20 protein-coding genes are annotated in these 21,706 nt (G+C 32.3%); 13 read left to right on the plus strand and 7 right to left on the minus strand.

Annotated elements, in window-relative coordinates:
• Window positions 1-150: 150 nt before the first annotated feature.
• Together M4I23_RS10895 and M4I23_RS10900 are read right to left on the minus strand one after the other, a co-directional pair.
• Window positions 151-513, minus strand: a complete 363-nt coding sequence (locus tag M4I23_RS10895) for a DUF779 domain-containing protein (RefSeq protein WP_249754409.1) — start codon at window positions 511-513, stop codon at window positions 151-153.
• Between the two features lie 78 nt (window positions 514-591).
• Window positions 592-2,091 carry an aldehyde dehydrogenase family protein gene (locus tag M4I23_RS10900; RefSeq protein WP_158844662.1) on the minus strand — a complete coding sequence of 500 codons (1,500 nt, stop codon included), beginning with the start codon at window positions 2,089-2,091 and terminating at the stop codon, window positions 592-594.
• Window positions 2,092-2,323: 232 nt separating this feature from the next.
• Here M4I23_RS10900 and M4I23_RS10905 point away from each other — a divergent pair, with 232 nt between their 5' ends.
• The 5 genes from M4I23_RS10905 to M4I23_RS10925 all read left to right on the plus strand — a co-directional run bounded on the left by M4I23_RS10905 (window position 2,324) and on the right by M4I23_RS10925 (window position 9,511).
• Window positions 2,324-3,241, plus strand: a complete 918-nt coding sequence (locus tag M4I23_RS10905) for an AraC family transcriptional regulator (RefSeq protein ID WP_249754410.1) — start codon at window positions 2,324-2,326, stop codon at window positions 3,239-3,241.
• 343 nt (window positions 3,242-3,584) lie between these two features.
• Window positions 3,585-3,860: a hypothetical protein gene (locus tag M4I23_RS10910; RefSeq protein WP_158844668.1), complete on the plus strand. Its 276-nt coding sequence runs from the start codon at window positions 3,585-3,587 to the stop codon at window positions 3,858-3,860.
• 64 nt (window positions 3,861-3,924) lie between these two features.
• Complete coding sequence (locus tag M4I23_RS10915) at window positions 3,925-4,266, plus strand: hypothetical protein (RefSeq protein ID WP_249754411.1); 342 nt, start codon at window positions 3,925-3,927, stop codon at window positions 4,264-4,266.
• A gap of 606 nt (window positions 4,267-4,872) precedes the next feature.
• Window positions 4,873-7,776, plus strand: coding sequence for a YCF48-related protein (locus tag M4I23_RS10920; protein ID WP_249754412.1), 2,904 nt, complete (start codon window positions 4,873-4,875; stop codon window positions 7,774-7,776).
• A 103-nt stretch (window positions 7,777-7,879) separates the two neighbouring features.
• Window positions 7,880-9,511 carry an aryl-sulfate sulfotransferase gene (locus M4I23_RS10925; RefSeq protein ID WP_249754413.1) on the plus strand — a complete coding sequence of 544 codons (1,632 nt, stop codon included), beginning with the start codon at window positions 7,880-7,882 and terminating at the stop codon, window positions 9,509-9,511.
• 852 nt (window positions 9,512-10,363) lie between these two features.
• On the opposite strand, the gene M4I23_RS10930 is transcribed toward M4I23_RS10925, so the two are convergent.
• A complete protein-coding gene (locus tag M4I23_RS10930) occupies window positions 10,364-11,725 on the minus strand; it encodes a sodium:alanine symporter family protein (protein WP_158844680.1) in 1,362 nt (453 codons plus the stop codon).
• Between the two features lie 90 nt (window positions 11,726-11,815).
• Between M4I23_RS10930 and M4I23_RS10935 the strand changes: the two genes are divergently transcribed.
• Genes M4I23_RS10935 through M4I23_RS10945 form a run of 3 tightly spaced genes read left to right on the plus strand, consistent with a single transcriptional unit; the run spans window position 11,816 to window position 13,284 of the window.
• Window positions 11,816-12,904, plus strand: coding sequence for a heparan-alpha-glucosaminide N-acetyltransferase domain-containing protein (locus M4I23_RS10935; RefSeq protein WP_199269902.1), 1,089 nt, complete (start codon window positions 11,816-11,818; stop codon window positions 12,902-12,904).
• A 2-nt stretch (window positions 12,905-12,906) separates the two neighbouring features.
• Window positions 12,907-13,119, plus strand: a complete 213-nt coding sequence (locus tag M4I23_RS10940; protein ID WP_233267589.1) for a hypothetical protein — start codon at window positions 12,907-12,909, stop codon at window positions 13,117-13,119.
• 9 nt (window positions 13,120-13,128) lie between these two features.
• Window positions 13,129-13,284, plus strand: coding sequence for a hypothetical protein (locus tag M4I23_RS10945; RefSeq protein ID WP_233267590.1), 156 nt, complete (start codon window positions 13,129-13,131; stop codon window positions 13,282-13,284).
• Window positions 13,285-13,532: 248 nt separating this feature from the next.
• Here M4I23_RS10945 and M4I23_RS10950 read toward each other — a convergent pair whose 3' ends face one another.
• Window positions 13,533-14,036, minus strand: coding sequence for a hypothetical protein (locus M4I23_RS10950; protein ID WP_158844683.1), 504 nt, complete (start codon window positions 14,034-14,036; stop codon window positions 13,533-13,535).
• 405 nt (window positions 14,037-14,441) lie between these two features.
• Here M4I23_RS10950 and M4I23_RS10955 point away from each other — a divergent pair, with 405 nt between their 5' ends.
• The 3 genes from M4I23_RS10955 (at window position 14,442) to M4I23_RS10965 (ending at window position 16,453) form a co-directional block, all read left to right on the plus strand.
• A complete protein-coding gene (locus tag M4I23_RS10955; protein WP_249754414.1) occupies window positions 14,442-15,230 on the plus strand; it encodes a carbonic anhydrase in 789 nt (262 codons plus the stop codon).
• An 18-nt stretch (window positions 15,231-15,248) separates the two neighbouring features.
• Complete coding sequence (locus tag M4I23_RS10960) at window positions 15,249-15,896, plus strand: HAD family hydrolase (protein WP_249754415.1); 648 nt, start codon at window positions 15,249-15,251, stop codon at window positions 15,894-15,896.
• 155 nt (window positions 15,897-16,051) lie between these two features.
• The gene (locus M4I23_RS10965; protein ID WP_249754416.1) at window positions 16,052-16,453 is read left to right on the plus strand and encodes a hotdog domain-containing protein; all 402 of its coding nucleotides are present in this window, start codon (window positions 16,052-16,054) and stop codon (window positions 16,451-16,453) included.
• Between the two features lie 336 nt (window positions 16,454-16,789).
• Here M4I23_RS10965 and M4I23_RS10970 read toward each other — a convergent pair whose 3' ends face one another.
• From M4I23_RS10970 to M4I23_RS10980, 3 genes are all read right to left on the minus strand, one after another.
• Complete coding sequence (locus tag M4I23_RS10970; RefSeq protein WP_249754417.1) at window positions 16,790-17,941, minus strand: adenylyltransferase/cytidyltransferase family protein; 1,152 nt, start codon at window positions 17,939-17,941, stop codon at window positions 16,790-16,792.
• A 108-nt stretch (window positions 17,942-18,049) separates the two neighbouring features.
• Window positions 18,050-18,997: a phosphoribosylaminoimidazolesuccinocarboxamide synthase gene (locus tag M4I23_RS10975; RefSeq protein ID WP_249754418.1), complete on the minus strand. Its 948-nt coding sequence runs from the start codon at window positions 18,995-18,997 to the stop codon at window positions 18,050-18,052.
• Window positions 18,998-19,326: 329 nt separating this feature from the next.
• Complete coding sequence (locus M4I23_RS10980; protein WP_158844698.1) at window positions 19,327-20,280, minus strand: PhoH family protein; 954 nt, start codon at window positions 20,278-20,280, stop codon at window positions 19,327-19,329.
• Between the two features lie 169 nt (window positions 20,281-20,449).
• On the opposite strand from M4I23_RS10980, the gene M4I23_RS10985 reads away from it, so the two are divergent.
• Both M4I23_RS10985 and M4I23_RS10990 read left to right on the plus strand, forming a co-directional pair.
• Window positions 20,450-21,328, plus strand: a complete 879-nt coding sequence (locus M4I23_RS10985) for an S-adenosyl-l-methionine hydroxide adenosyltransferase family protein (protein WP_158844700.1) — start codon at window positions 20,450-20,452, stop codon at window positions 21,326-21,328.
• A gap of 54 nt (window positions 21,329-21,382) precedes the next feature.
• Window positions 21,383-21,679, plus strand: coding sequence for a putative quinol monooxygenase (locus M4I23_RS10990; protein WP_249754419.1), 297 nt, complete (start codon window positions 21,383-21,385; stop codon window positions 21,677-21,679).
• The last annotated feature ends 27 nt before the right edge of the window (window positions 21,680-21,706 follow it).

The raw sequence follows: 21,706 nt of genomic DNA on the forward strand, positions 1-21,706 counted from the left end.
CCAAGGCAACCTGTCAAAATCTATTCAATTATTATTGGAATTAATAGTTATTTAATTTCATTTTCTAATTTAATAAATTAATATGAAAACACTTCCTTTTTTACATTTTGTTAACAGAAATTATGCGCAAATTTCTTCGCATATAGATCTCTAACTTTTTGAAAGGTTTAAAATTTTAGATTCTTCAGCTGTTAATAGTCGAGACTGAATTAAAAACCGAAGTCCCAATGGAATTTCTAAAGAGAAACTTGCACCGCGTCCTTTAGTAACATCAACTGTTAAATGCGTGTGCTTCCAATATTCAAATTGATCCTGATTCATATAAAAATTCACACCTTCTAATGTGCCCAATAAAATATCGCTTTCATCCAAATACATATCGCCTTTTTCAAAAATCATTGGTGCAGATCCATCGCAACACCCACCACTTTGATGAAAAATAAGATCGCCATATTTAGCCTTCAACTCATTCACAACAATGGCCGCTTCTTTTGTAATAGCTATTCGTTCCATAATTTTAAATTTATAAAAAAGGCTGAACACTGCATGGTTCAACCTTTTAAATCACTATTAATTAATCTCTATCTAATTCTAAAAAAACCCTAACTTATTTTTATCATAAGAAATCAACATATTTTTAGTCTGGCGGTAATAATTCATCATCATTACATGATTTTCTCGTCCGAAACCAGATTTTTTATAACCTCCAAAAGGTGCATGCGCAGGATAAGCATGATAACAATTCACCCAAACACGTCCCGCTTTTATAGCTCTCGGAATTTGATATAATTGGTGTGCATCGCGCGTCCAGACTCCTGCACCTAAACCATAAAGCGTATCGTTTGCAATTTCCAATGCTTCGGCTTCATCTTTAAATTTTGTAACACAAGCTACCGGACCAAATATTTCTTCCTGAAAGACTCGCATTTTATTATGGCCTTCTAAAATAGTTGGTTGAATGTAAAATCCGTTTGCCAGATCGCCACTTAATTTATTAGCAGCACCACCAGTTAATACTTTAGCGCCTTCTTCTACCCCTATTTTTAAATAGGCCTGTATTTTCTCGTATTGATCGTTAGATGCCTGCGCACCAACCATGGTATTTACATTGTAAGGATTATCTTGAATAATAGCATTTGTTCTCGCAATTACGCGTTCCATAAAAGCATCATAAATATCTTCTTGTACTAAAATTCTCGATGGACAGGTACACACTTCACCTCCATTAAAAGCGAATAAAACAGCACCTTCAATGGCTTTATCTAAAAAAGCATCATCTTCATCCATAACAGAATTAAAGAAAACATTTGGTGATTTCCCACCTAATTCCATAGTAACCGGATTTAAGTTTTTAGATGCATATTGCATAATTAATTGTCCTGTTGTGGTTTCTCCTGTAAAAGCTACTTTATCAACTTTAGGACTTGAAGCCAATGGTTTACCCGCTTCTGGCCCAAACCCATGCACAACATTAAATACTCCTGGAGGAAATACATTAGCAATTTTTTCCATAAGTAAAGTCGCTGAAGAAGGTGTTTGTTCTGCTGGTTTTAAAACCACACAATTACCTGTTGCTAAAGCTGGTGGTACTTTCCACGATAACATTAATAAAGGAAAATTCCAAGGAATAATCTGTCCAACCACACCTAATGGTTCTTTAATATTCATAGATAAGGTATTTGCGTCTAATTCTGTAGCACTACCCTCTTCGGCACGAATACATGCTGCAAAATACCGCCAATGATCTGCCGCTAGTGGTATATCGGCATTTAAAGTTTCTCGTATTGGCTTCCCATTATCGCAGGTTTCTACTAAGGCAAATTCCTCAAGGTTTTCCTCAATAATATCGGCTACTTTATTTAGCAATGCAGCACGTTCGGCAGCCGGTGTGTTGCCCCAAGACTCTTTTGCTGCATTGGCAGCATCTAGAGCCAAATCCACATCTTCTTTTTGCGATCGCGGATATTTCGCAATTAAACTATTATCAATAGGTGATGTATTATCAAAATACTGACCGCCAATTGGTGCGACAAATTCCCCATTAATAAAATTAGAATAGGACGTCTTAAATTTTGGTTTAGAATAACTCATTTGTTCTTGTCTCTTTTAGTTGGTTTAACTTTTATTAATTCAATCCACAATAATTAATATGAATTCGCTATATTTTAACATATTCATATATTTATTATTAATAAATTGCTTAATATTTAGTTTTGATAAAACTATATTATCAAATCGGTAATGAGTTGAACATAGTTATCGAATTATTGAACATATCTATTATATCACCCTTAGCGCAAATTTTTTATTTGTATTATTGATTATGAACCAATTACTAAACCATCATAGAAGCATTAGAAAACTCACCACTTTAGTTGAAAACAGAACAACGTACAATGCCGAGTATGCCGAATTAAATATTTATGAAACACACGCTTACGCGGAAAAAGTAGCACTTAAATTCGATTTTCCTATAATTGCAAGTATGCTTACAGGTAAAAAAGTGATGCATATTGATGGGTTAGAATCTTTCGATTTTTTCCCAGGTGAATCTGTTGTAATGCCAACCAATAAAGAAATGATTATCGATTTCCCGTTAGCAAGCCTAGACAGCCCAACACAATGTTTAGCTCTAGGAATAGATGGTAGTAAAATAGACGAAGTAGTTCAGAAATTTAATCACCATGTGACAATTGAGAATGAAAACAATACATGGCAACTAGACGAAAGCGCATCGCATCTTATTAATAATACCGATGTTAACCACCTTGTAAAACGCCTCGTTTACACCTTTACCAACAATAACACCTCTAAAGATGTTCTACTCGATTTAATGATACAAGAACTCGTGGTGCGTTTACTACAAACCAAAGCCAAAGCTTTTATATTAAACGATACCGAATGCATTTTTAACGATACTCGTATTGGTATGGTTATTAAATTCATTAAAAAAAACTTGACCAATAAGGATATTAGTGTCGATTTATTAGCGAAAAAGGCTTGCATGAGCACCTCTCATTTTCATAAGAAATTTAAAAATACACTTGGCATTTCTCCGATTGATTATATAAATTCTGAAAAAATAAAGTTCTCTAAAAAACTGATTAAGGAATCGAAAGATTTCCGAATGTCCGAAGTTGCCTTTAAATCCGGATTTAATAACACTAGTTATTTTAACCGACAATTTAAAAAAGTAGAACTCATAACACCTCAACAATTTAAGGCTTCACTTAGCAAATAACAGTTTTAATGTTACTTTAGAATAATAGAGTTTTTGAAGTCAATTATAGAATTTTTGCGGAACTCTTATAAACAAGTTGGCTACCATACTAAAAATAGCATATCAAATAATTCGTAGTTTATTTCTTAACCATGAATTCTTGCAACTATTATAAAAGTCGAAATATTAGAAAATATAGGAACTTAGTATGGCGTATTAGGAAGTAGTTACTTCATTAAGTTGTTTATTCTTTTCTCTCCAAAACAGACTAACTTACTAATATTTAGACGGGTATGTTTTAAATTCTAAGCTTATTTTTATAAAGTTTAAAAAAAATGACTTAAATTTAATAAAATCATGAATTATGGTACATAATAAAATAATGAAGTCTGTTATTGGGGTTTCTATTTTTGAAATAATCATTATAAGTATTTGGTTCTATGAAACAAAACCTCAATTAAGCACTGCTTTAGGGCTTTTAGAAATTGTATTAGTATTGTTCGGGATTAATGTTATTCTAGGATTAATATTATACGTTCTAAAAAAAAGAATATCACTATTGCTTTTCGCTAATGCAATAATTTGTCCTTTAATTTTTTATGCAGTATGGATTATGTGGTTTACCTATTGGGCTAAATAATTAAAATTCTTTACCAGCAATTGCTGTAAATTAGCTTCAGCGGGCTAAAGAATATATATCACAAATGAAAAAAGAATTCATAATAAAAAAAACACCTCTTCTTAAAATTGTATTGAACAAAATGGACTTTGAAATTATTAACCACCAATACAAAGAGGAAAATGGCGTTTTTTTATATTCAAAGTTATATGATATTGGTTTCAAAGAAAAAAGCACAAATCATTTAGAAACCTTATTTGTATTCTTTTTTAGTTTAATACTACCCGGAGCAACAAGCAAAATAATGAAAACAAAGGAAAGAATAAGAATGAATTATGACGGAAAGGAAAAACACTTTATTCTATTTGATTGTGATAAGCATGTTGTATTGGAAGTTATTACTGAAATTAAAAAACGGATAAACTAACCATAGCAGAAAACCCCAACAACTTCAAATAAAAACCCGCTAGTAATTACTCGCGTTAGGGATTGAACGGTTTGTTTGAAATCCTTTTTGTTTTTCCTTTAAAACAAAAAGATTGAGTAGTGAAAGCCCGACCATTGCCAAGCCCTAAAAGCTTGGCAATGGTAACGCCCAAATTATTTTTAATACGCACCTTCCTCTGCTCTGCTTAGCATTCTACTATTTTCTACTAAGCCTTTAGCACTTTGAGAAGCTTATAGGATTGATTATGAATATACGATTAAGCTTGTGGAGGAAATAACTAAATTTGTTTACCCTGAAGCACCAAAAGATGCACAAGAACTAAGTGTCGATTTTCACGAACACCTATTATATAGTAACCTTATAAAAGAGATTATACTTAAAACTAAAGGTCGACTTGATGTGCAAATTTTAAGGAAACTTAAGTAGTATAAAAAAACAATTAATTTTATAGTTTCTTTCCATAAAAAACACTTTTAAACCACATAACAAATTGATAACCATTATACCGTTTATCGATTTTTTTGGTTAATTAACGATATTTAACGAGATAATTATATATTTGCGTAAGAATTTTAAAAAAATATTATGATTTTTAAATCTACTCAAAGAAAAACTTATGCCTCTTTCGCGAATATATTTTTGCTTTTTTTATTTTTAATTAGCTTATCTGTACAATCCCAAAATTGGGAGACAGTTACTAGTCTTTCAGGAATTGATGCCGATGAAACACACCGCAATCTATTTTTTCTAAACGCAAATACTGGATGGATTGCTAGAAATGATGGTGCTATTTTAAAAACTATAGACGGTGGAACTACTTGGTCTGTACAAGCGACAAACACTCGTGTTGCAGATATTTTTTTCATTTCAGAAACAAAAGGTTGGGCTGCTGGAGACCTAAACGTATATTACACTACTAATGGTGGTGATACCTGGACAAAGGTTCAAGCTGGTAGTACCATAGGGTCAGAATCTATTTATTCCGTTTATTTTATTTCAGAAACACATGGCTGGGCTAGTGGGCTTAACTATATTTATCGTACAACAGATGGCGGGTTAACTTGGTTAAAAGTTTTGCCTTCAGGATTTTCTTTCAACGATATATATTTTACCTCAGAAACAGTTGGTTACGCTGTAGGCAGTGGAAATAAAATATTAAAAACAATTGATGCCGGTGTAACTTGGGTAGAGCAAAATGCAGGAACGCTTTATACAACCCATAATGCTATCCATTTTACGGATGCAAATACGGCTTTCGTATGTGGAAAATATGGTATTATAAAAAAATCTATCGATGCTGGAGCCACATGGACAAGCATAATAAGTCAAGATTATGGTTCTCCAAGCTTAAATGACATCTTTTTTATAGATGCTAATAACGGTTGGGTTGTTGGAAATGAACGAACCATTAAACACACATCTGACGGAGGTTTAACATGGACAGATGAAAACACCTTACAATCCGATCAATATAAGTCTTTTAGATCTGTATTTTTCACTGGAGCAACAACTGGTTTTGCTCTAGCCTATGATGATTTACAAACCTATAGTATAGCATTAGCGCCAATTATAAGTGGCTTTTCTCCAACAACTGCTACATATGGAGATACTATGGTTATAACGGGAGAGCACTTTAATGGAACAAAAAATATTACTTTAGGAGGAGTAGATGTGCAAAGCTTTACAGTAGATTCTCCTACCCAAATAACATTAACCGTTGGTCCTGGCTTATCAGGAAATCTTGCTGTTACAAATTTTGGAGGAACGATTACATCTGGTGGTTTTAATTATATTAATCAATCGCCAAATATGGTGGATATTGATGACGTAAGTTATTGTCAGTCTTTTACAAGTTACTCTGTACCTATTTCTGTTAGTGATATTGAATCACTTCCTGCTAATTTAACGGTAACCGCAACTTCTAACAATGAAACCATTGTTACCAATGCCAATATTTTGGTAACTGGAAGTACAGAAACTAAAGTTTTAAATATTACGCCAGAAACGGGCACTTCGGGTATTGTTACAATTACTGTTACTGTTGAAGACGAAGAAAATGATACAGCTCAAAAAACGTTTGAATTAACTGTTGGAGGTGATATTTCAAAACCAGTGGCGTTAACGCAAAATATTAGTGTTTCTCTAGATGTTACTGGTAATGCTAGTATTACGCCAGAAGATATTGATTTTGGATCAAGTGATAACTGTTCTTCTAGTGCAGGAAGTACTCCCCCTATTTACTTATCTGGAGGACAAACCAATAAACTATGGTCATTTATACCAGGTATTGATATAACACCACAAGAAATTGCTGTAGATTGGTCTGTAGTCGGTGATTATGGAGGTAGTAACTATTTTGGAAATTATGGTGCTTTAGAAATAAATGAATTAACTAACGAATTATTTGTTGCAGGTGGTAGCTATGATAAAAATTATGTTATGAAAGCCCCAATAAACGGCAACAGCCCAATGAATCATTATACTGGACAATTTTCTTATGGCACTACGATTGATTTTGAAATAGAAAACACAACACAAACAGTTTACACAGCTACAACTGATGGTATTTTTTCTGAAGCTATCGGAAGTGGAAATCCAACGCTTTTAATAGCAGGTGATATTAAAGGAATTACTTTAGATACCACAAATAACACATTATACTTTGTAACTACAGCAGGTATTAGTAAAGTTCAAACAGATGGCACATCACTTTCCGAGAACTTCCTAACGGTAGATAATCCAGCACTAATAACAATGGATACAGTAACAGGTCGTTTATTTTGGATTGAAAAAGATTTAAATGCGGTTTACACTGCTTTAGCAGATGGGACTGAAACACCTTATGCGCTTTATACAAACACAAGTATTACAGGTATACCTTATGCTATAGATTTTGCTCCAAAATCGAATGAAATTTATTATTCTATAACAGGTGGTTCTTATTATAATCTTCAAGATTATATTTTGAAAGCTCCTGCTGATGGAACTGGAGTACCGGAAACCGTTATCTCTGGAGATTTAGGGGGAACAACTGGTATTGCTACGGGTAAGAATTACACGCCAAGACCAGATTTACAATTAAGTTTAGACATAACAACTTTTACATGTTCCGATGTAGGAGAAAATAGAACAGTTACCTTAACTGTTAAAGATGACTCTGATAACGAAAGTACTAAAACAGCACTCGTAACTGTTACCGATACTAATAATTACTGTGGTACTTTAAGTCTGTCTCAACATGAAAATGATAACAAGTTTGTATTGTACCCTAACCCCACAGATCATGTGTTACACATTAAAAACAACTTGAATACGGAAATAAATAGTATAAATATTTACGATTTAAACGGAAGAATGGTAATCAATGAGTCTGTAAATAAATCACAAGAATCCGTGCAAATCAATACCACAAACTTACAAGCTTCAATATATATTATTAAGATTAAAACATCTACAAGTGTTGTTGTAAAACGCTTTACAAAACAATAAGCATTACTCCCATTAATAGCGCATATAGGTTAAAAACAAATATTTTTAGTATGTGTGTGCTATTTTATTACAATAACAATTTGTTCTCCGAAATTTTAAAAACATGAAATTTTATTTTTTTTGTTTCTTACTGTGTTTTAATTTAAATCTTGGATTTAGCCAAAATACGGTTGGAACCATTATTAATTCCTCCGAAGCTTTTGAAGGTTACACCTTATTTTCCTTTGGAAAAAAAACCTATTTAATTGATAATTGTGGGCAACGCATTAATGAATGGACAAGTGAATATATTTCAATAGGAGTTGTTTATTTATTAGAAGATGGATCATTACTACGTTCAGCAACCCTAAATAACTCAACTATTTTCTTTGGAGGTGTTACGGGTCGAATTGAAAAATTTGATTGGGACGGCAATCTAGTTTGGAGTTTTGAATATTCGGACAACAATAAACGTTTGCATCATGATTTTTGCCCTTTACCCAATGGTAACATTCTAGCTTTGGCTGTAACAAAACTATCTAACCAACAAGCCATAGATTTAGGCCGCAACCCCAATAAAATAGTAGCTAACCTATATAATGAGCAAATTATTGAAATAGAGCCCATAGGATCTAATATGGCTAACATTGTGTGGCAATGGAACATAAAGGACCACCTAATTCAAGATTTTGATAACACAAAACCTGATTTTGGTATTGTTTCGGAGCATTCCGAAAAACTCAATATTAATTATTTAAACGAAAACCCACCAATTGCCAATTGGTTGCATTATAACTCTATTCAATATAACGAAAACCTAAAACAAATTATATTAAGCTCGCGTTTAATGAGCGAAATATATATTATTGAACATACTCAAAGTACAGCAATAGCAGCATCCAATACAGGTGGTATTTACAATAAAGGTGGTGATTTCTTATATCGTTGGGGCAATCCTGAAGCGTACAATAAGGGAGATATAACCTCACAGAAATTATTTGGCCAGCACTTTCCACATTGGATTCCAGAAGGACTTCCGCAAGCAGGAAAACTAATGATTTTTAATAATGGAAGTGATCGATCTCCAAATTTTTCAGAAGTATTTATCATAACGCCTCCTATCAATGAAAGTGGTTTATATCCTTTACAAAGCGATGAAACCTTCGGGCCAAAACAACCCGATTACATTTACCATAATGAAGCCATACCACAAAGTTTCTATTCCGCTATTGTATCTGGTTCTCAAATGTTACCCAATGGGAATATTTTAATTTGTGATGGAGATTCTGGTCGCATTTTTGAAATTAATAATGAAAAAAACATAGTTTGGGACTATGTAAACCCTGTTATAAATACAGGTGTTCTTTCACAAGGCGATATACCAAATGGGAATTTAGTTTTCCGAGCTACAAAATACGCCATGGATTATGCTGCTTTTAACAATCGTAACCTAACACCTTACTTGCCAATTGAAACAAACCCAAATTTGTCGGGTTGCGAATCATTATCTATTAAATTGACAACTAAAGTCGAATTTAAGATTTACCCAATACCAACCAAACAACTCTTAACCATAAAGAGCAATAAACCTATTGACCGTATTATGTTTTATGATACTTTTGGAACTCTTTTAAAAACCCTGTCCATTAAAAAATTGGAAACACAAATTGATGTTTCTTCTTTTTCGTCAGGATTGTACATAATGACATTAAAAATTGATGAGGAAAATTTCAGAAAAAAAATTATTAAGGCATAAAATTAAACCTACTAAACCCACCATTCTTAAAAGGTTTTCAGGTGAGTTTATCTCGATATAAAATAATATAAGCACCGGCGTTAGGGGTTGCTACGGCATCCTTTTTTTAAACTTGAGCACAATAATTATTATGAAACTAAAAATTGATAGACTACTTATCGCTCCTTAAAAGAATTGTTTAAAAAGATATAACGAAAAGCACTCTCCATTTTTTAATAGGGTAACGTCCAAATTATTTTTAATACATAAATTCTCCTACTTTGTTCAGTATGCATTTGATGCTTTAAGAAGGCTGATACTATGCCGCTGCCTAAATGAAATCATATTATAAATCCAGTTACATCCTAATAGATATAAATAGTAAATGTAATGCCTACTAAAAAATACAAGTATAGTTTTGAATACCTAAGCCTTTGAGAAAAACACTATGCATGGCATGTTCGTTATATCGCGTTTATTAATTAAACGGACATAAACAAAAACAACATACATAAAGACTTGTTGAGCAAACCAAAACCGAGTTTTAAACCGTCAAATTCGACGATTTTTTACGCATCTTAAAAAAGAATTCCTGCGCCAAAAGAAACGTTAAACCATAAATAGTAGCAGAACTACATATTTAATGTTATCGCGCTAATAAGCTTTCGCTCGGTCTCTGTCTGTCATGGTGTAGTTTAGCTTAGTTGATAAAGCGGGCTGCTAAAATCTGCATAGAAAACAGAACAATAACAGTTGGTATTCGTAAATTTACATTAAATAATTAGATTATTTTAATAAATGTTTTAAAAAAATTAATTATTCACTATTTTAACTACATATTTTTGAGTTTTTCTCAAAAATGGATGTAATATTTTAAGCTTTCAGCTTTTTAAAATAGGTTTTTGCTTCCTTCAAAACCTTAGGTGCAAGAATTATGGTACTTAACATAGTTGGAATAGCCATGAGTGCAAATACGCCATCGATTAAATTAAGCATTACGCTAAAAGGTGTGGTTACTGCCAATACAATGCTTAAAATATAGATATAGTTATAATAATGCTTTTTATCTGCTCCTATTAAAAAAGACAGACATTTTGTACCATAATATGAATATGAAAACAATGAGGATATGCTAAAAATGGCAACGCATACCATTAATAAATATTTACCGTAAACAGGCATGGTATGGTTAAAGGCCGAGGCCGTTAAACTTACTCCATTATCTGCCGTAGTTTGCCAAACGCCTGTTACCAAAATAGCTAATGCGGTTAAGGTGCAAACTATTAATGTATCTATGGCTGGACCAAGCATAGCAACCAATCCTTCTCGAATAGGTTCAGATGTTTTTGTTGCGCCATGTGCCATGGGTGCTGTTCCTATTCCCGCTTCGTTTGAAAAGGCTCCACGACGAATTCCTAACAAAATTAACGCACCTACAACACCTCCGAAAAAGGGTTCACCTTTATAATTATTTGCTGTAAAGGCATCGGTGAAAATCATGATAAAATATTTTGGAACCACTTGATAGTTTGAAATTAAAACAATTAGTACCAAAACGAAATATAGAATAACCATAGACGGCACAAGCTTAGACGCCGCATTACTTATTCGTTTTAAACCACCAAGAATAATAACGGAGGTTAAACTTACTAAAACTAATGATAAGATGAGGTTTGATTTTAAGCCAACCTCAACACCATTTGGAGTTAATAAAATATCGTTTATTGCTTGTGTTAATTGATTTACGTTTACTACCGGTAACGCACCAATCAATCCGCATGCACTAAACATTATAGCTAATGGTTTCCACGATTTACCCAATCCTTCGGTTATAAAATACATAGGACCGCCTTGTAAATCGCCATTGGAATCTTTTCCGCGGAACATAACTGCCAATGATGAGGTAAAGAATTTTGTAGACATGCCGACAATAGCACTTACCCACATCCAAAACATAGCGCCTGGCCCACCGAGTGAAATGGCTGCGGCAACTCCCGCGATATTCCCCATACCAATGGTAGACGATAACGCTGTGGTTAAGGCTTTAAAATGTGAAATTTCTCCAGGAGCATTGGGATCATCAAACTTTCCGCTTAATACCTGTATAGCATGACCTAAATACCTAAAAGGCAAAAACCTTGATAGTATAAGTAGATATAATCCACCACCTATTAATAGTAAAACCAAGGGTAAACCCCAAGCGTAATCTGAAAATGTTTTTATAAGTTCTTCCATAGTTTCAAATTAATTATATAAATATATCAATTTACAAACACGACCTTTACATTTTTTAGAAGTATATTTATATTTCAAAACTCATTTTTATTGCAAGCTAACCGAATATATTTTATTGATGCCGTTCGTGCATTTGCCATTTTAATGATGTTGCAAGGGCATTTTATTCATAATTTACTAACTCTAACTTATAGAGATAACAATAACCTCATTTATAATATTTGGGAATATTTTCGTGGTTTTACAGCTCCTACCTTTTTCACTATTTCTGGTCTTGTATTTTCGTATTTGCTATTACGTGCCCATGCGAAAGGCGATGACAAACCAAGAATAAAAAAAGGATTATTTCGTGGTTTATTACTACTAGTTATTGGGTATAGTCTACGATTAGATATTTTTAATTGGCTTAAAGGTGATTTTGATACCCACTTTTTTGCAGTCGATGTTTTACAATGTATTGGCTTAGGTTTAATTACTTTGGCCGGACTACACATTCTTTTTAAGAAATACAATTACCTATTCTCTTTTGTCCTTTTTACTTTAGGATGTATTTGTTTTATTACCGAACCACTTTACAGAAACTTAGAATTAACGAATACACCTCTCTTTTTAGCAAACTATATAACAACAAAAAACGGTTCAATATTTACAATTTTACCATGGATAGGTTACTCGTTTTTTGGTGCTTTTTTATCGACCGTGTTTTTTAGGCACTTACATCGTAAACATTTTAAACTACTTACAATTTCCACCTTTTTTATCACAGGCTACTTCCTTATTTTTCAATCATCTATAGTATTAATAAAACTACACTTATTAACCAATATTGACCTTTTTAAGGAATGTGCTTACTACAATTATTTATTTACCAGACTAGGTGATACTTTAATTCTATTTGGAGTTTTTTATAGCTTAGAACGCTTTCTAAGACAATCTTTGATTACGAGGATAGGCGAAAAAACATTATCTATTTATGTAATTCATTTTATAATACTTTACGGAAGTTTTACAGGATTGGGCCTAAATCGATTTTTAAGAAAATCTCTAGACCCTACGCAAGCCATACTTGGTGCTATTTTATTTATGATAGTGGTTTGCTTTATTGCTTTCTACTACGCTAAAACAAACGCCTTTATTTATAATTTAATCCGAAAACTATCAGGGGAATTCAAAAATTAGTTATGACTTATGATGAATATTTAGCTGATATAATTAGACATGCTTTAAATGATAAACAAATTTATTTTTCTGAACTTAAAATGATGGGAGACTTATGTTTTAAAGTCGACAACAAAATGCTTTGTGCTATTTTTTTAAATAAAACCTATGGAGGTAGCTTAATAATGGCTCGTATTGGCGAAATAGTTTACCTAAACGAATTTAAAAAATCATAATGCTTACCCATGAATTTTACAGGTCGTCCCATGAAAGGTTATATTTATGTTACTCCAGAGGATTTTGACACCGAAGACGGTTTGGAATATTGGCTGCAAGTATGTTTAGATTTTAATCCGTTAGCGAAAGCGAGTAAACCTAAGCGGAAAAACACACTATTATAACAATCAAGGTAATTGGTTATGGAGCGAGGTGTATTTAGTTTTTACATTGAAGATAATTGAAATGCATTTTTAAAATAAAAACTCACTAGTTTAAAACCAATATATTTTATCGGTAGTCTCTCATCCTAAAAGAGAGTTACCCAAAATACTGAAAAAATATTTTATTATTTTTAAAACTCTTAAACAATAATAATAAACCCCTTTGTATACAAAGGGGTTTTAAAATTAGTAAACTTTATTTACTAGTATTATTCATCGATTTCAATACTAAATTCACCACTATAGTTAATCTCAACAACTTCGCCATCTTCCAAAGTTAATATACCACTTATAGAATAAGTAGTACCATTTCCAGAAACAATTATATCTCCATCTACAACATCTAAGTAGGAACCATCAAATTCTAGAGAAGAGTCTGAATAGTAAAAATCTGGCAATTCTTCGTCAGAATTGTAATCATAAAATTCAAAAGTACCCGCTACAAAAGATTCAGTACCTATTGAAAACAATTCCGCATAAAATTCAAAAGAAATCTCATCACTAGATGTTCCTTCTAATGTATAATCATAATTATAATAACCTTCTTCCGCACCATAATCAACTATATAAGCTTCTGTTACATCAATCTCATCACCATCATACCCAATAGTGTTAGAAAAACCTGCATTGCCTGAATCATCATCATCTGAAGAACATGAAGCAATTAATAACGAGATAAATAATAGACAACTTAATTTTGTAATTCTTTTCATTCTATATGTTTATTGATTAGTTGCGAATGTATATTATTCTTATTAAAAATTAACATAAAATCTTAAAAATAATGAAGGTTATCGGTTTTAAATGCTTTTAATCGGTTTTAATGTTAAAAACAAAAACTACTTTTAAACACCACCCAACTACTATAATTATCTCAAACTTAAAAACTACAAAACCAATATATATTGTTTATTGACAACTGTTAACAAAAAAAAATATGCAATTATAATATTCTTAGGCCTAACCATAAATTAATAATAAAAATTTTAACTATGAAAATTTAAGTAAATTATTTAAGCTAAGTCTATAATTTTTTAAATTTAAAAACATGATAATTGTAAGCTTTTAAATGAAAAGACATACCTAATTTTGCGGTTTAAAACTCACATAAATTAGATATGATGATCACTAGAACCTTTTTACTTCCGCTTATATTTTTAGCATGCGTTTTATCATGTAAAGACGCTAGCAAAACAGAACATACAGAGAAAACAGAAAACGAACACCATTGGAGTTACGCTGGTGAAACATCACCAGAACATTGGATTGAGATTGAAAAAAATTCAGATTGCGATGGCAAGTACCAGTCACCAATAAATATTATTAATAAAGACGCAGATTCAATAGCCACAAAAGATGATTTAAAGATATTATATACGCCTACAACAAATATTAGTAAAGTAACAAACAATGGACACTCTATTCAGTTTGATTTTGAAGCAGGCGATTCTATAAACTACAAAAATGAAAACTATTACTTAAAGCAAATTCATTTTCATGAACCATCAGAACACAAAATAAACGGTGTTATTTACCCTATAGAAATACACCTAGTGCATGTTAGCAAATCTGGAAATATTACTGTTTTGGGTATTATGGGAGAAGAAGGCAGCAAAAGCCAATTATTCGAATTCTTTGAAAGTTTTTTACCTATTGAAAATGAAACAACAAAAACCATTCAACAAAAAATAGATTTATCTAGTTTATTTTTGGAAGATAAGAACTATTACTCTTACGGTGGATCATTAACTACTCCTCCTTGCTCTGAAGGTGTAAATTGGCTAGTTTTTAAACAACCTATTATTCTATCTGTTGAAGAAGTTTTAAAACTAAGAAACAATATGCCAACTAACAATTACAGAAACGAACAGCCGTTGAATGACCGTGAAATTAAATTGAATTATTAATCTTAACTTTTAAAACAGATGAAATATAAAGCAGTAATTTTCGATTTAGATGGAACGCTAGTTAACTCCATTGAAGATATTTCAGACGCCATGAATAGCGTGCTTCAAAACCATAATTACCCAACTCATAGCTATGAAGCATATGGAAATTTTATTGGTAGTGGCATCCGTAATTTGGTTCAAAAAGCACTACCTCCCACTCATAATAATGAAGAGAAAGTTACCACTTGTTTTGATGCTATGATGAACGTTTATCGTAATCAATGTATACATAAAACAAAGCCTTACGATGGCATTATCGAACTCCTTGACACCTTAAAATCGCGCCAATTAAAACTTGGTGTATTTTCAAATAAGGCCGATGAATTTACAAAAAAAGTAACCTTAGCCTTATTGCCAAATTATTTTGATTCTATAGATGGTTTGACTATTGAATCTCACAAAAAACCAAACCCAATAAAAGCTATTCAAATAAGTAGAAATTTAGGAATAAAACCAGAAGACATCATTTTTGTTGGCGATTCTGGTATAGATATGCAAACCGCAAATAATGCTAATATGTATGCTGTTGGTGTGTCTTGGGGTTTTAAACCGAAAGAAGAATTAATTGCTGATGGAGCGAAATTAGTATTAAATAATCCTTTGGAATTAATTGATATTTTGTGATTTTAAAATTTCAACTAAGTTTATAAAATAATACAAGTCGTTATAATAATTCAAATTATCTCAAAATCAAAAGCCTTCATACAATAACAAAATTTAGCTACTTTTAGGAACACAACCATAATAATCCAAAAACAATAAAATTCAGAAAAACTAACATGAATACTAACAAGCAAACCACACACCTTCTAGCTTCAAAAAAATTAATAGGTTCCGTTGTGTCCATTGGAAACAATTGCGCCACTGTTAAACTAACTATTACAAAAGAAATGATTGTTGATACTTACAATCTTTCTCACGGTGGTTTTGTTTTTGGATTAGCAGATTACGCAGCTATGGTAGCCATAAACAAACCTACTGTAGTTTTAGGTAAAGCAACAACAAAATTTTTAAAACCAGTTATTTTAAACGACGAAGTAACAGCTGTTGCAACAATTAGCGAAAATTTGAATGAAAAAAAAGTAATTGTATTCGCCGTTGTAAAAAACCAAAAAAATGAAATCGTTTTTGAAGGTGAATTCGTTTGTTTTGTTTTAGAAAAACACATTCTAGAAGACTAACATATACTTAACTGTTATAGATAAAAGTTTTAATAAATAGTACTAAAAAGTATTTGGACGAGTAAAAAACATGATAAAACTAAAAAAGGTTTCAGAAATCCCTGAAACCTTTTTTATGATGTTTATTCTTAAATTATTATAAACACACTCTTAAATAAATCAATTATTTACATTCAAAACTTTATGTAGTCGCCCATCATTTTTGTCGTAATTCGATTTAATCTTTGTTCTTTGTACCTTTTAGCATAACCACATCAAAAACCGATAAACAATTTCTTTTGTATAATCAAAAACTGTACTCTCTAAATAACAACTTAAAATAAGAATAAGTTACCCTTACAGAACTTCTTTTCTTCTAATATTAATTCGCATAGTGCCTTCAATAGGCTTATCCGAAACTAAAATTAAATATCCACCACCACCTGCTCCAGCTAATTTCCATGCGAGTGCTTTATCTTTATATTTAGCTATTTCTGCATTAATTCTATCATTAACCATTTCAGGAAACATCTTCGTTTGTGCATTAAACGATTTTGAAAACCCTTCTGCAAATTTCCTCAAATCCTGATTTTGAATAGCCTCCCAAACATCATCAGCGGCATTTGCAAGCTCCTTTACGTTATCTTCATTGATATGTGTATCCTTTAAAAGATCTAGTCCTTGTTCCCTTGGCCACAATAATCTCATGTAAATATGCTCTTCTAACCAAGCAAGCGTAGACTCTGAATGTACAGATTCGAAATCAACAGGCCAATATGCGTTGTCATATTTATGTCTAACCAAGCCAGGCATACAAATACCGATAGCATCTTGCGCACCAGAAATCATAGTAGATCCAGGCGTATTTTCAAATTTAAAAAGAATTTCTGCCAGCTTTTCTGGTTTTTCCATTGGCAAATAATACGGCCATATTTTTTTTGCTGCATTTCGAGTAGAAGTAGACATTCCACATCTTTCATTATACTCAATTACGGGTTCTAATGATAATGTTATAGCCCAACCTGAACCATATTTTGAAACATAAGGTTGATCAATCCAAGTTCCTGCTAAATCGATTCTATATGGCAATGTACAATTACCAGCAGATCGTATAGCCGTAGTTGAACGCTCTGGTAATCCTGCATCTGGTATTCTTTCTAGTAACTTTAATTCTATACCTAAACTTGCACACAATTCTTGTTTCTCTGGAGAAAACCCATCTTCATTTACAATAAAATAATCTGGTTTTAAATTAACAAGATCTTCTTTAAAATCTAAAATACCAGACCCCGTATTCACAAAGGCTTCTTTTACATATCTAATAGCGTTAATGGTATAGATTCTTTCTTGCTCAGAGTTTATAGTTTGACGCCCTTTCAATTCTGATACAGTTGCATCAGATCCGATTCCAACATATAAATCACCATAGGTTGCGGCTTCTTTAAAAAATGCAATATGTCCGCTATGCAACATATCAAAACAACCTGATACAAAAACCTTTTTACTCATTATAATATAATTTTAAAATTAATTTAAGATGAAATTCTTTATCCATCATTTATAAAAACACTAAACCACAAAATAAATTAAGTGCTTAGAACTAGAAATATACACTTTCTACTTCAAATATGCTAAAACATTGTTTTCAATACGCTCTTGAATGTTAGAAACATCAGCTTTCACAAAAGTTTCGCCTGTAATATTTTCATATAGCTCGATGTAACGATCGGATACCGATTGAATATATTCATCGCTCATAAAAGGAACCGTTTGCCCTTCTAAACCTTGAAAATCGTTAGCGATTAACCACTGGCGCACAAACTCTTTAGAAAGTTGCTTTTGCGCTTCTCCTTTATTTTGGCGTTCTTGGTAGCCATCGGCATAAAAATAACGTGAAGAATCTGGCGTGTGTATTTCATCAATCAACACAATTTTCCCGTCTTTTGTTTTCCCGAATTCATATTTAGTATCTACCAAAATTAATCCACGTGAAGCAGCTATTTCTGTTCCTCTTTGAAATAATTTTCGAGTATAATCTTCTAAAACCACATAATCTTCCTCAGAAACAATACCACGCTTTAAAATATTTTCACGAGAAATATCTTCATCATGATCACCCATTTCAGCTTTTGTTGCTGGGGTAATTATTGGGTTTGGAAACTTATCATTTTCCTTCATCCCTTCTGGCATTGCAACGCCACAAAGTATGCGTTTGCCCGCTTTATACTCACGTGCTGCATGACCAGACATGTAACCACGAATTACCATTTCTACTTTAAAAGGTTCGCATAAATGCCCTACCGCTACATTTGGATCGGGTGTTGCGGTTAACCAATTTGGAACAATATCCTGAGTGGCCGCCATCATTTTTGTAGCTATTTGGTTTAATATTTGCCCTTTGTAAGGAATTCCTTTAGGCATAACAACATCGAAAGCAGATAAACGATCTGTAGCGACCATTACTAATTCATTATCATTAATATTATATACGGCTCTTACTTTCCCTTTATAAAGACTTTTTTGTCCTGGGAAATTGAAATTGGTATCTATTATGGTATTACTCATTTTGTTTTATTAGTTTATGAGTTTGTTTTTTAATTTTTATTTGCGTCAAATTTAGTTAAAACGATACACTTTTTTAGAATTTTGAATTCACTATCTTTTTTTGATATGAATTTCTCTTTTTAACTTTGTAAATCTTCCTTTTCGTTGAATTAAAAAACAAAAATTTGCGGATAATTTAGCCCCGATTGATGCGACATCCTTTTTATGTACTTACCCTAAGCTATAATTTACACTAAAACCTCACTTTATACGCTATAAATTAATTAGATAGCGAAATATGTTTAGTACATAAAAAGATATAGCGGAAAGCGGGATGAGCTTCAAAAAAATTAATCTATATTCTCGATACTTTTATAAGCTTCAATTACTTTTTTAACGAGTTTATGACGAACAACATCTTTATCGTCTAGAAAAATCATGCCGACACCTTCTACGTTTTTCAGAATTAAAAGAGCTTCTTTTAATCCGGAAATGGTACGCCTAGGTAAATCTATTTGCCCAGGATCGCCGGTTAATAAAAACTTGGCATGTTTCCCCATACGGGTTAAAAACATTTTCATTTGGGCATGTGTTGTGTTCTGCCCTTCGTCTAAAATCACGAATGCATTATCCAATGTTCTCCCTCGCATAAAGGCTAATGGAGCAATTTGAATGGTACCATTTTCGATATACTGTGCTAGTTTTTCGGCAGGGATCATATCACGAAGCGCATCGTAAAGTGGTTGCATGTACGGGTCCAACTTCTCCTTTAAATCTCCTGGTAAAAAACCTAAGTTCTCACCTGCTTCTACAGCCGGACGCGTTAAGATAATACGTTTTACTTCTCTATTTTTTAGCGCTTGTACTGCCAATGCTACACCGGTATATGTTTTACCTGTTCCAGCTGGACCAATAGCAAAAACCATATCGTTTTTATGCATGAGCTCCACCATTTTTCGCTGGTTTGCCGTTTGGGCTTTTATAAGTTTGCCACCTACGCCGTGCACGATAACCTCGCCTCCTTTGGCAGATGCTATATAATCGTCGCTACTTTGGCTTGTTAAAACCCGTTCAATAACGTTTTCGTCCAACTTATTATATTTAGCAAAATGTTTGATAAGCATCGTCATGCGACGGTTAAATTCGTCTAGCATTTCTTCTTCACCAAAGGCTTTAATTTGATTGCCCCGTGCTACAATTTTTAATTTAGGAAAGTACTTTTTTAAAAGTTCAATATTTACATTTTGTGCTCCAAAAAATTCTTTGGGCGTGATTTCTTCTAATTCAATAACAATTTCATTCAAAGGCGTTGTTTTAATTTTAACTAAATTAGATATTAAAACCTCTCAATTTTCATTTAAAATATAAAAACGAAAACAAAAAATTATGTAGGTTTGTATCTCGTAAGTGTTCATCTCAAAAATACATAATTTTAGATGACAAAACGCTAAAAACATATCAACAATTTTGTTCATGGCAATAATAACTTTAACATCAGATTTTGGCTTAAAAGACCACTTTACTGGCGCAACTAAGGGTGCTATTTATAGTGAGTTGCCCGATGTTAATATTGTTGATATCTCGCATAATGTCTCTCCATTTAGTATTCCCGAGGCGGCATATATTATCCAAAATGCCTATAGTAGTTTCCCCGAAGGCACTATACATATTATTGGTATTGACTCGGAAATTAACGCCGAAAACAAGCATATTGCGGTTAAATTAGATGGACATTATTTTATTTGTGCCAACAATGGCATTATGAGTATGATTTGCTCGGAAATTGTTCCCGAAAAAATTGTAGAAATTAATATTCATGATAAAATACAAACTAGTTTCCCTGTACTCGATGTATTTGTAAAAGTGGCTTGCCATATTGCACGTGGAGGAACATTGGATGTTATTGGTAAATCGATAAGCGGCATAAAACCAATTAAAAATATTGAGCCATTTGTTAACGACGATAAAACAAAAATTGTTGGAAATATTATTTATATTGATAATTACGGCAATGTGGTTACTAATATAAAACGTAGCTTTTTTGAAAGTATACAAAAGGGACGAGATTTTGAAATTTCGGCTCGAAATTATAAGTTTAAAAAAATACATCTTAAATACAGTGATATTGTTAATTTTGATATCCCTGCTGAAAAACGACAAGATGAAGGACGGAAATTAGTAGTTTTTAATTCTGGTGGATTTTTAGAGATTTCTATATTTAAGAGTAATCCAAAAACCAACGGAAGCGCTTCTAGCTTATTGGGTCTAGGCGTTATGGATGCGGTGAGCGTTAGTTTCAACCCAACCTCTATTGTTGCTAAAAGCCAGATAGCTCTAGATGAGCGTATTTAATTATAAAAAAAACAGAAAGGTAGCCCTTTCGAGAAAAAACAAAAACAGTAAAATATGTTAGTTCGAATTGTTAAAATGGGTTTTTACAGACAGAATGTTGACGTCTTTTTGGAGAGTTTTGAAAACAACAAAACTAAAATTAGAAATTCTAATGGTTGTACCTTTTTAGAATTGTATCGTGATAAAAACAACCCTACTATACTTTTCACGTATAGCTATTGGGAAAGTGATGCCCAGTTGCAAGAATATAGACAATCTAAAGATTTTAAAACGCTTTGGAAAACTCTAAAACCGCTTTTTAGCATTCGTCCAGAGGCTTGGAGTTTCGATAAATTAGAAACTTTAGATTAAAATTTAATAAAAAAAGCAATAATATAT

The organism is Algibacter sp. L4_22 (assembly GCF_023473045.1).
Taxonomy (GTDB): Bacteria; Bacteroidota; Bacteroidia; order Flavobacteriales; family Flavobacteriaceae; genus Algibacter.

What these genes read in the sequence shown, in the direction of transcription:
- M4I23_RS10900 (WP_158844662.1), bottom strand. Translation starts at nt 2,091, where the DNA reads ATGAGTTATTCTAAACCAAAATTTAAGACGTCCTATTCTAATTTTATT.
- M4I23_RS10970 (WP_249754417.1), bottom strand. Translation starts at nt 17,941, where the DNA reads ATGAGTAAAAAGGTTTTTGTATCAGGTTGTTTTGATATGTTGCATAGC.
- M4I23_RS10915 (WP_249754411.1), top strand. Translation starts at nt 3,925, where the DNA reads ATGAAAAAAGAATTCATAATAAAAAAAACACCTCTTCTTAAAATTGTA.
- M4I23_RS10910 (WP_158844668.1), top strand. Translation starts at nt 3,585, where the DNA reads ATGGTACATAATAAAATAATGAAGTCTGTTATTGGGGTTTCTATTTTT.
- M4I23_RS10955 (WP_249754414.1), top strand. Translation starts at nt 14,442, where the DNA reads ATGATGATCACTAGAACCTTTTTACTTCCGCTTATATTTTTAGCATGC.
- M4I23_RS10985 (WP_158844700.1), top strand. Translation starts at nt 20,450, where the DNA reads ATGGCAATAATAACTTTAACATCAGATTTTGGCTTAAAAGACCACTTT.
- M4I23_RS10950 (WP_158844683.1), bottom strand. Translation starts at nt 14,036, where the DNA reads ATGAAAAGAATTACAAAATTAAGTTGTCTATTATTTATCTCGTTATTA.
- M4I23_RS10940 (WP_233267589.1), top strand. Translation starts at nt 12,907, where the DNA reads ATGACTTATGATGAATATTTAGCTGATATAATTAGACATGCTTTAAAT.
- M4I23_RS10895 (WP_249754409.1), bottom strand. Translation starts at nt 513, where the DNA reads ATGGAACGAATAGCTATTACAAAAGAAGCGGCCATTGTTGTGAATGAG.
- M4I23_RS10990 (WP_249754419.1), top strand. Translation starts at nt 21,383, where the DNA reads ATGTTAGTTCGAATTGTTAAAATGGGTTTTTACAGACAGAATGTTGAC.
- M4I23_RS10975 (WP_249754418.1), bottom strand. Translation starts at nt 18,997, where the DNA reads ATGAGTAATACCATAATAGATACCAATTTCAATTTCCCAGGACAAAAA.
- M4I23_RS10945 (WP_233267590.1), top strand. Translation starts at nt 13,129, where the DNA reads ATGAATTTTACAGGTCGTCCCATGAAAGGTTATATTTATGTTACTCCA.
- M4I23_RS10960 (WP_249754415.1), top strand. Translation starts at nt 15,249, where the DNA reads ATGAAATATAAAGCAGTAATTTTCGATTTAGATGGAACGCTAGTTAAC.
- M4I23_RS10965 (WP_249754416.1), top strand. Translation starts at nt 16,052, where the DNA reads ATGAATACTAACAAGCAAACCACACACCTTCTAGCTTCAAAAAAATTA.
- M4I23_RS10920 (WP_249754412.1), top strand. Translation starts at nt 4,873, where the DNA reads ATGATTTTTAAATCTACTCAAAGAAAAACTTATGCCTCTTTCGCGAAT.
- M4I23_RS10930 (WP_158844680.1), bottom strand. Translation starts at nt 11,725, where the DNA reads ATGGAAGAACTTATAAAAACATTTTCAGATTACGCTTGGGGTTTACCC.
- M4I23_RS10905 (WP_249754410.1), top strand. Translation starts at nt 2,324, where the DNA reads ATGAACCAATTACTAAACCATCATAGAAGCATTAGAAAACTCACCACT.
- M4I23_RS10925 (WP_249754413.1), top strand. Translation starts at nt 7,880, where the DNA reads ATGAAATTTTATTTTTTTTGTTTCTTACTGTGTTTTAATTTAAATCTT.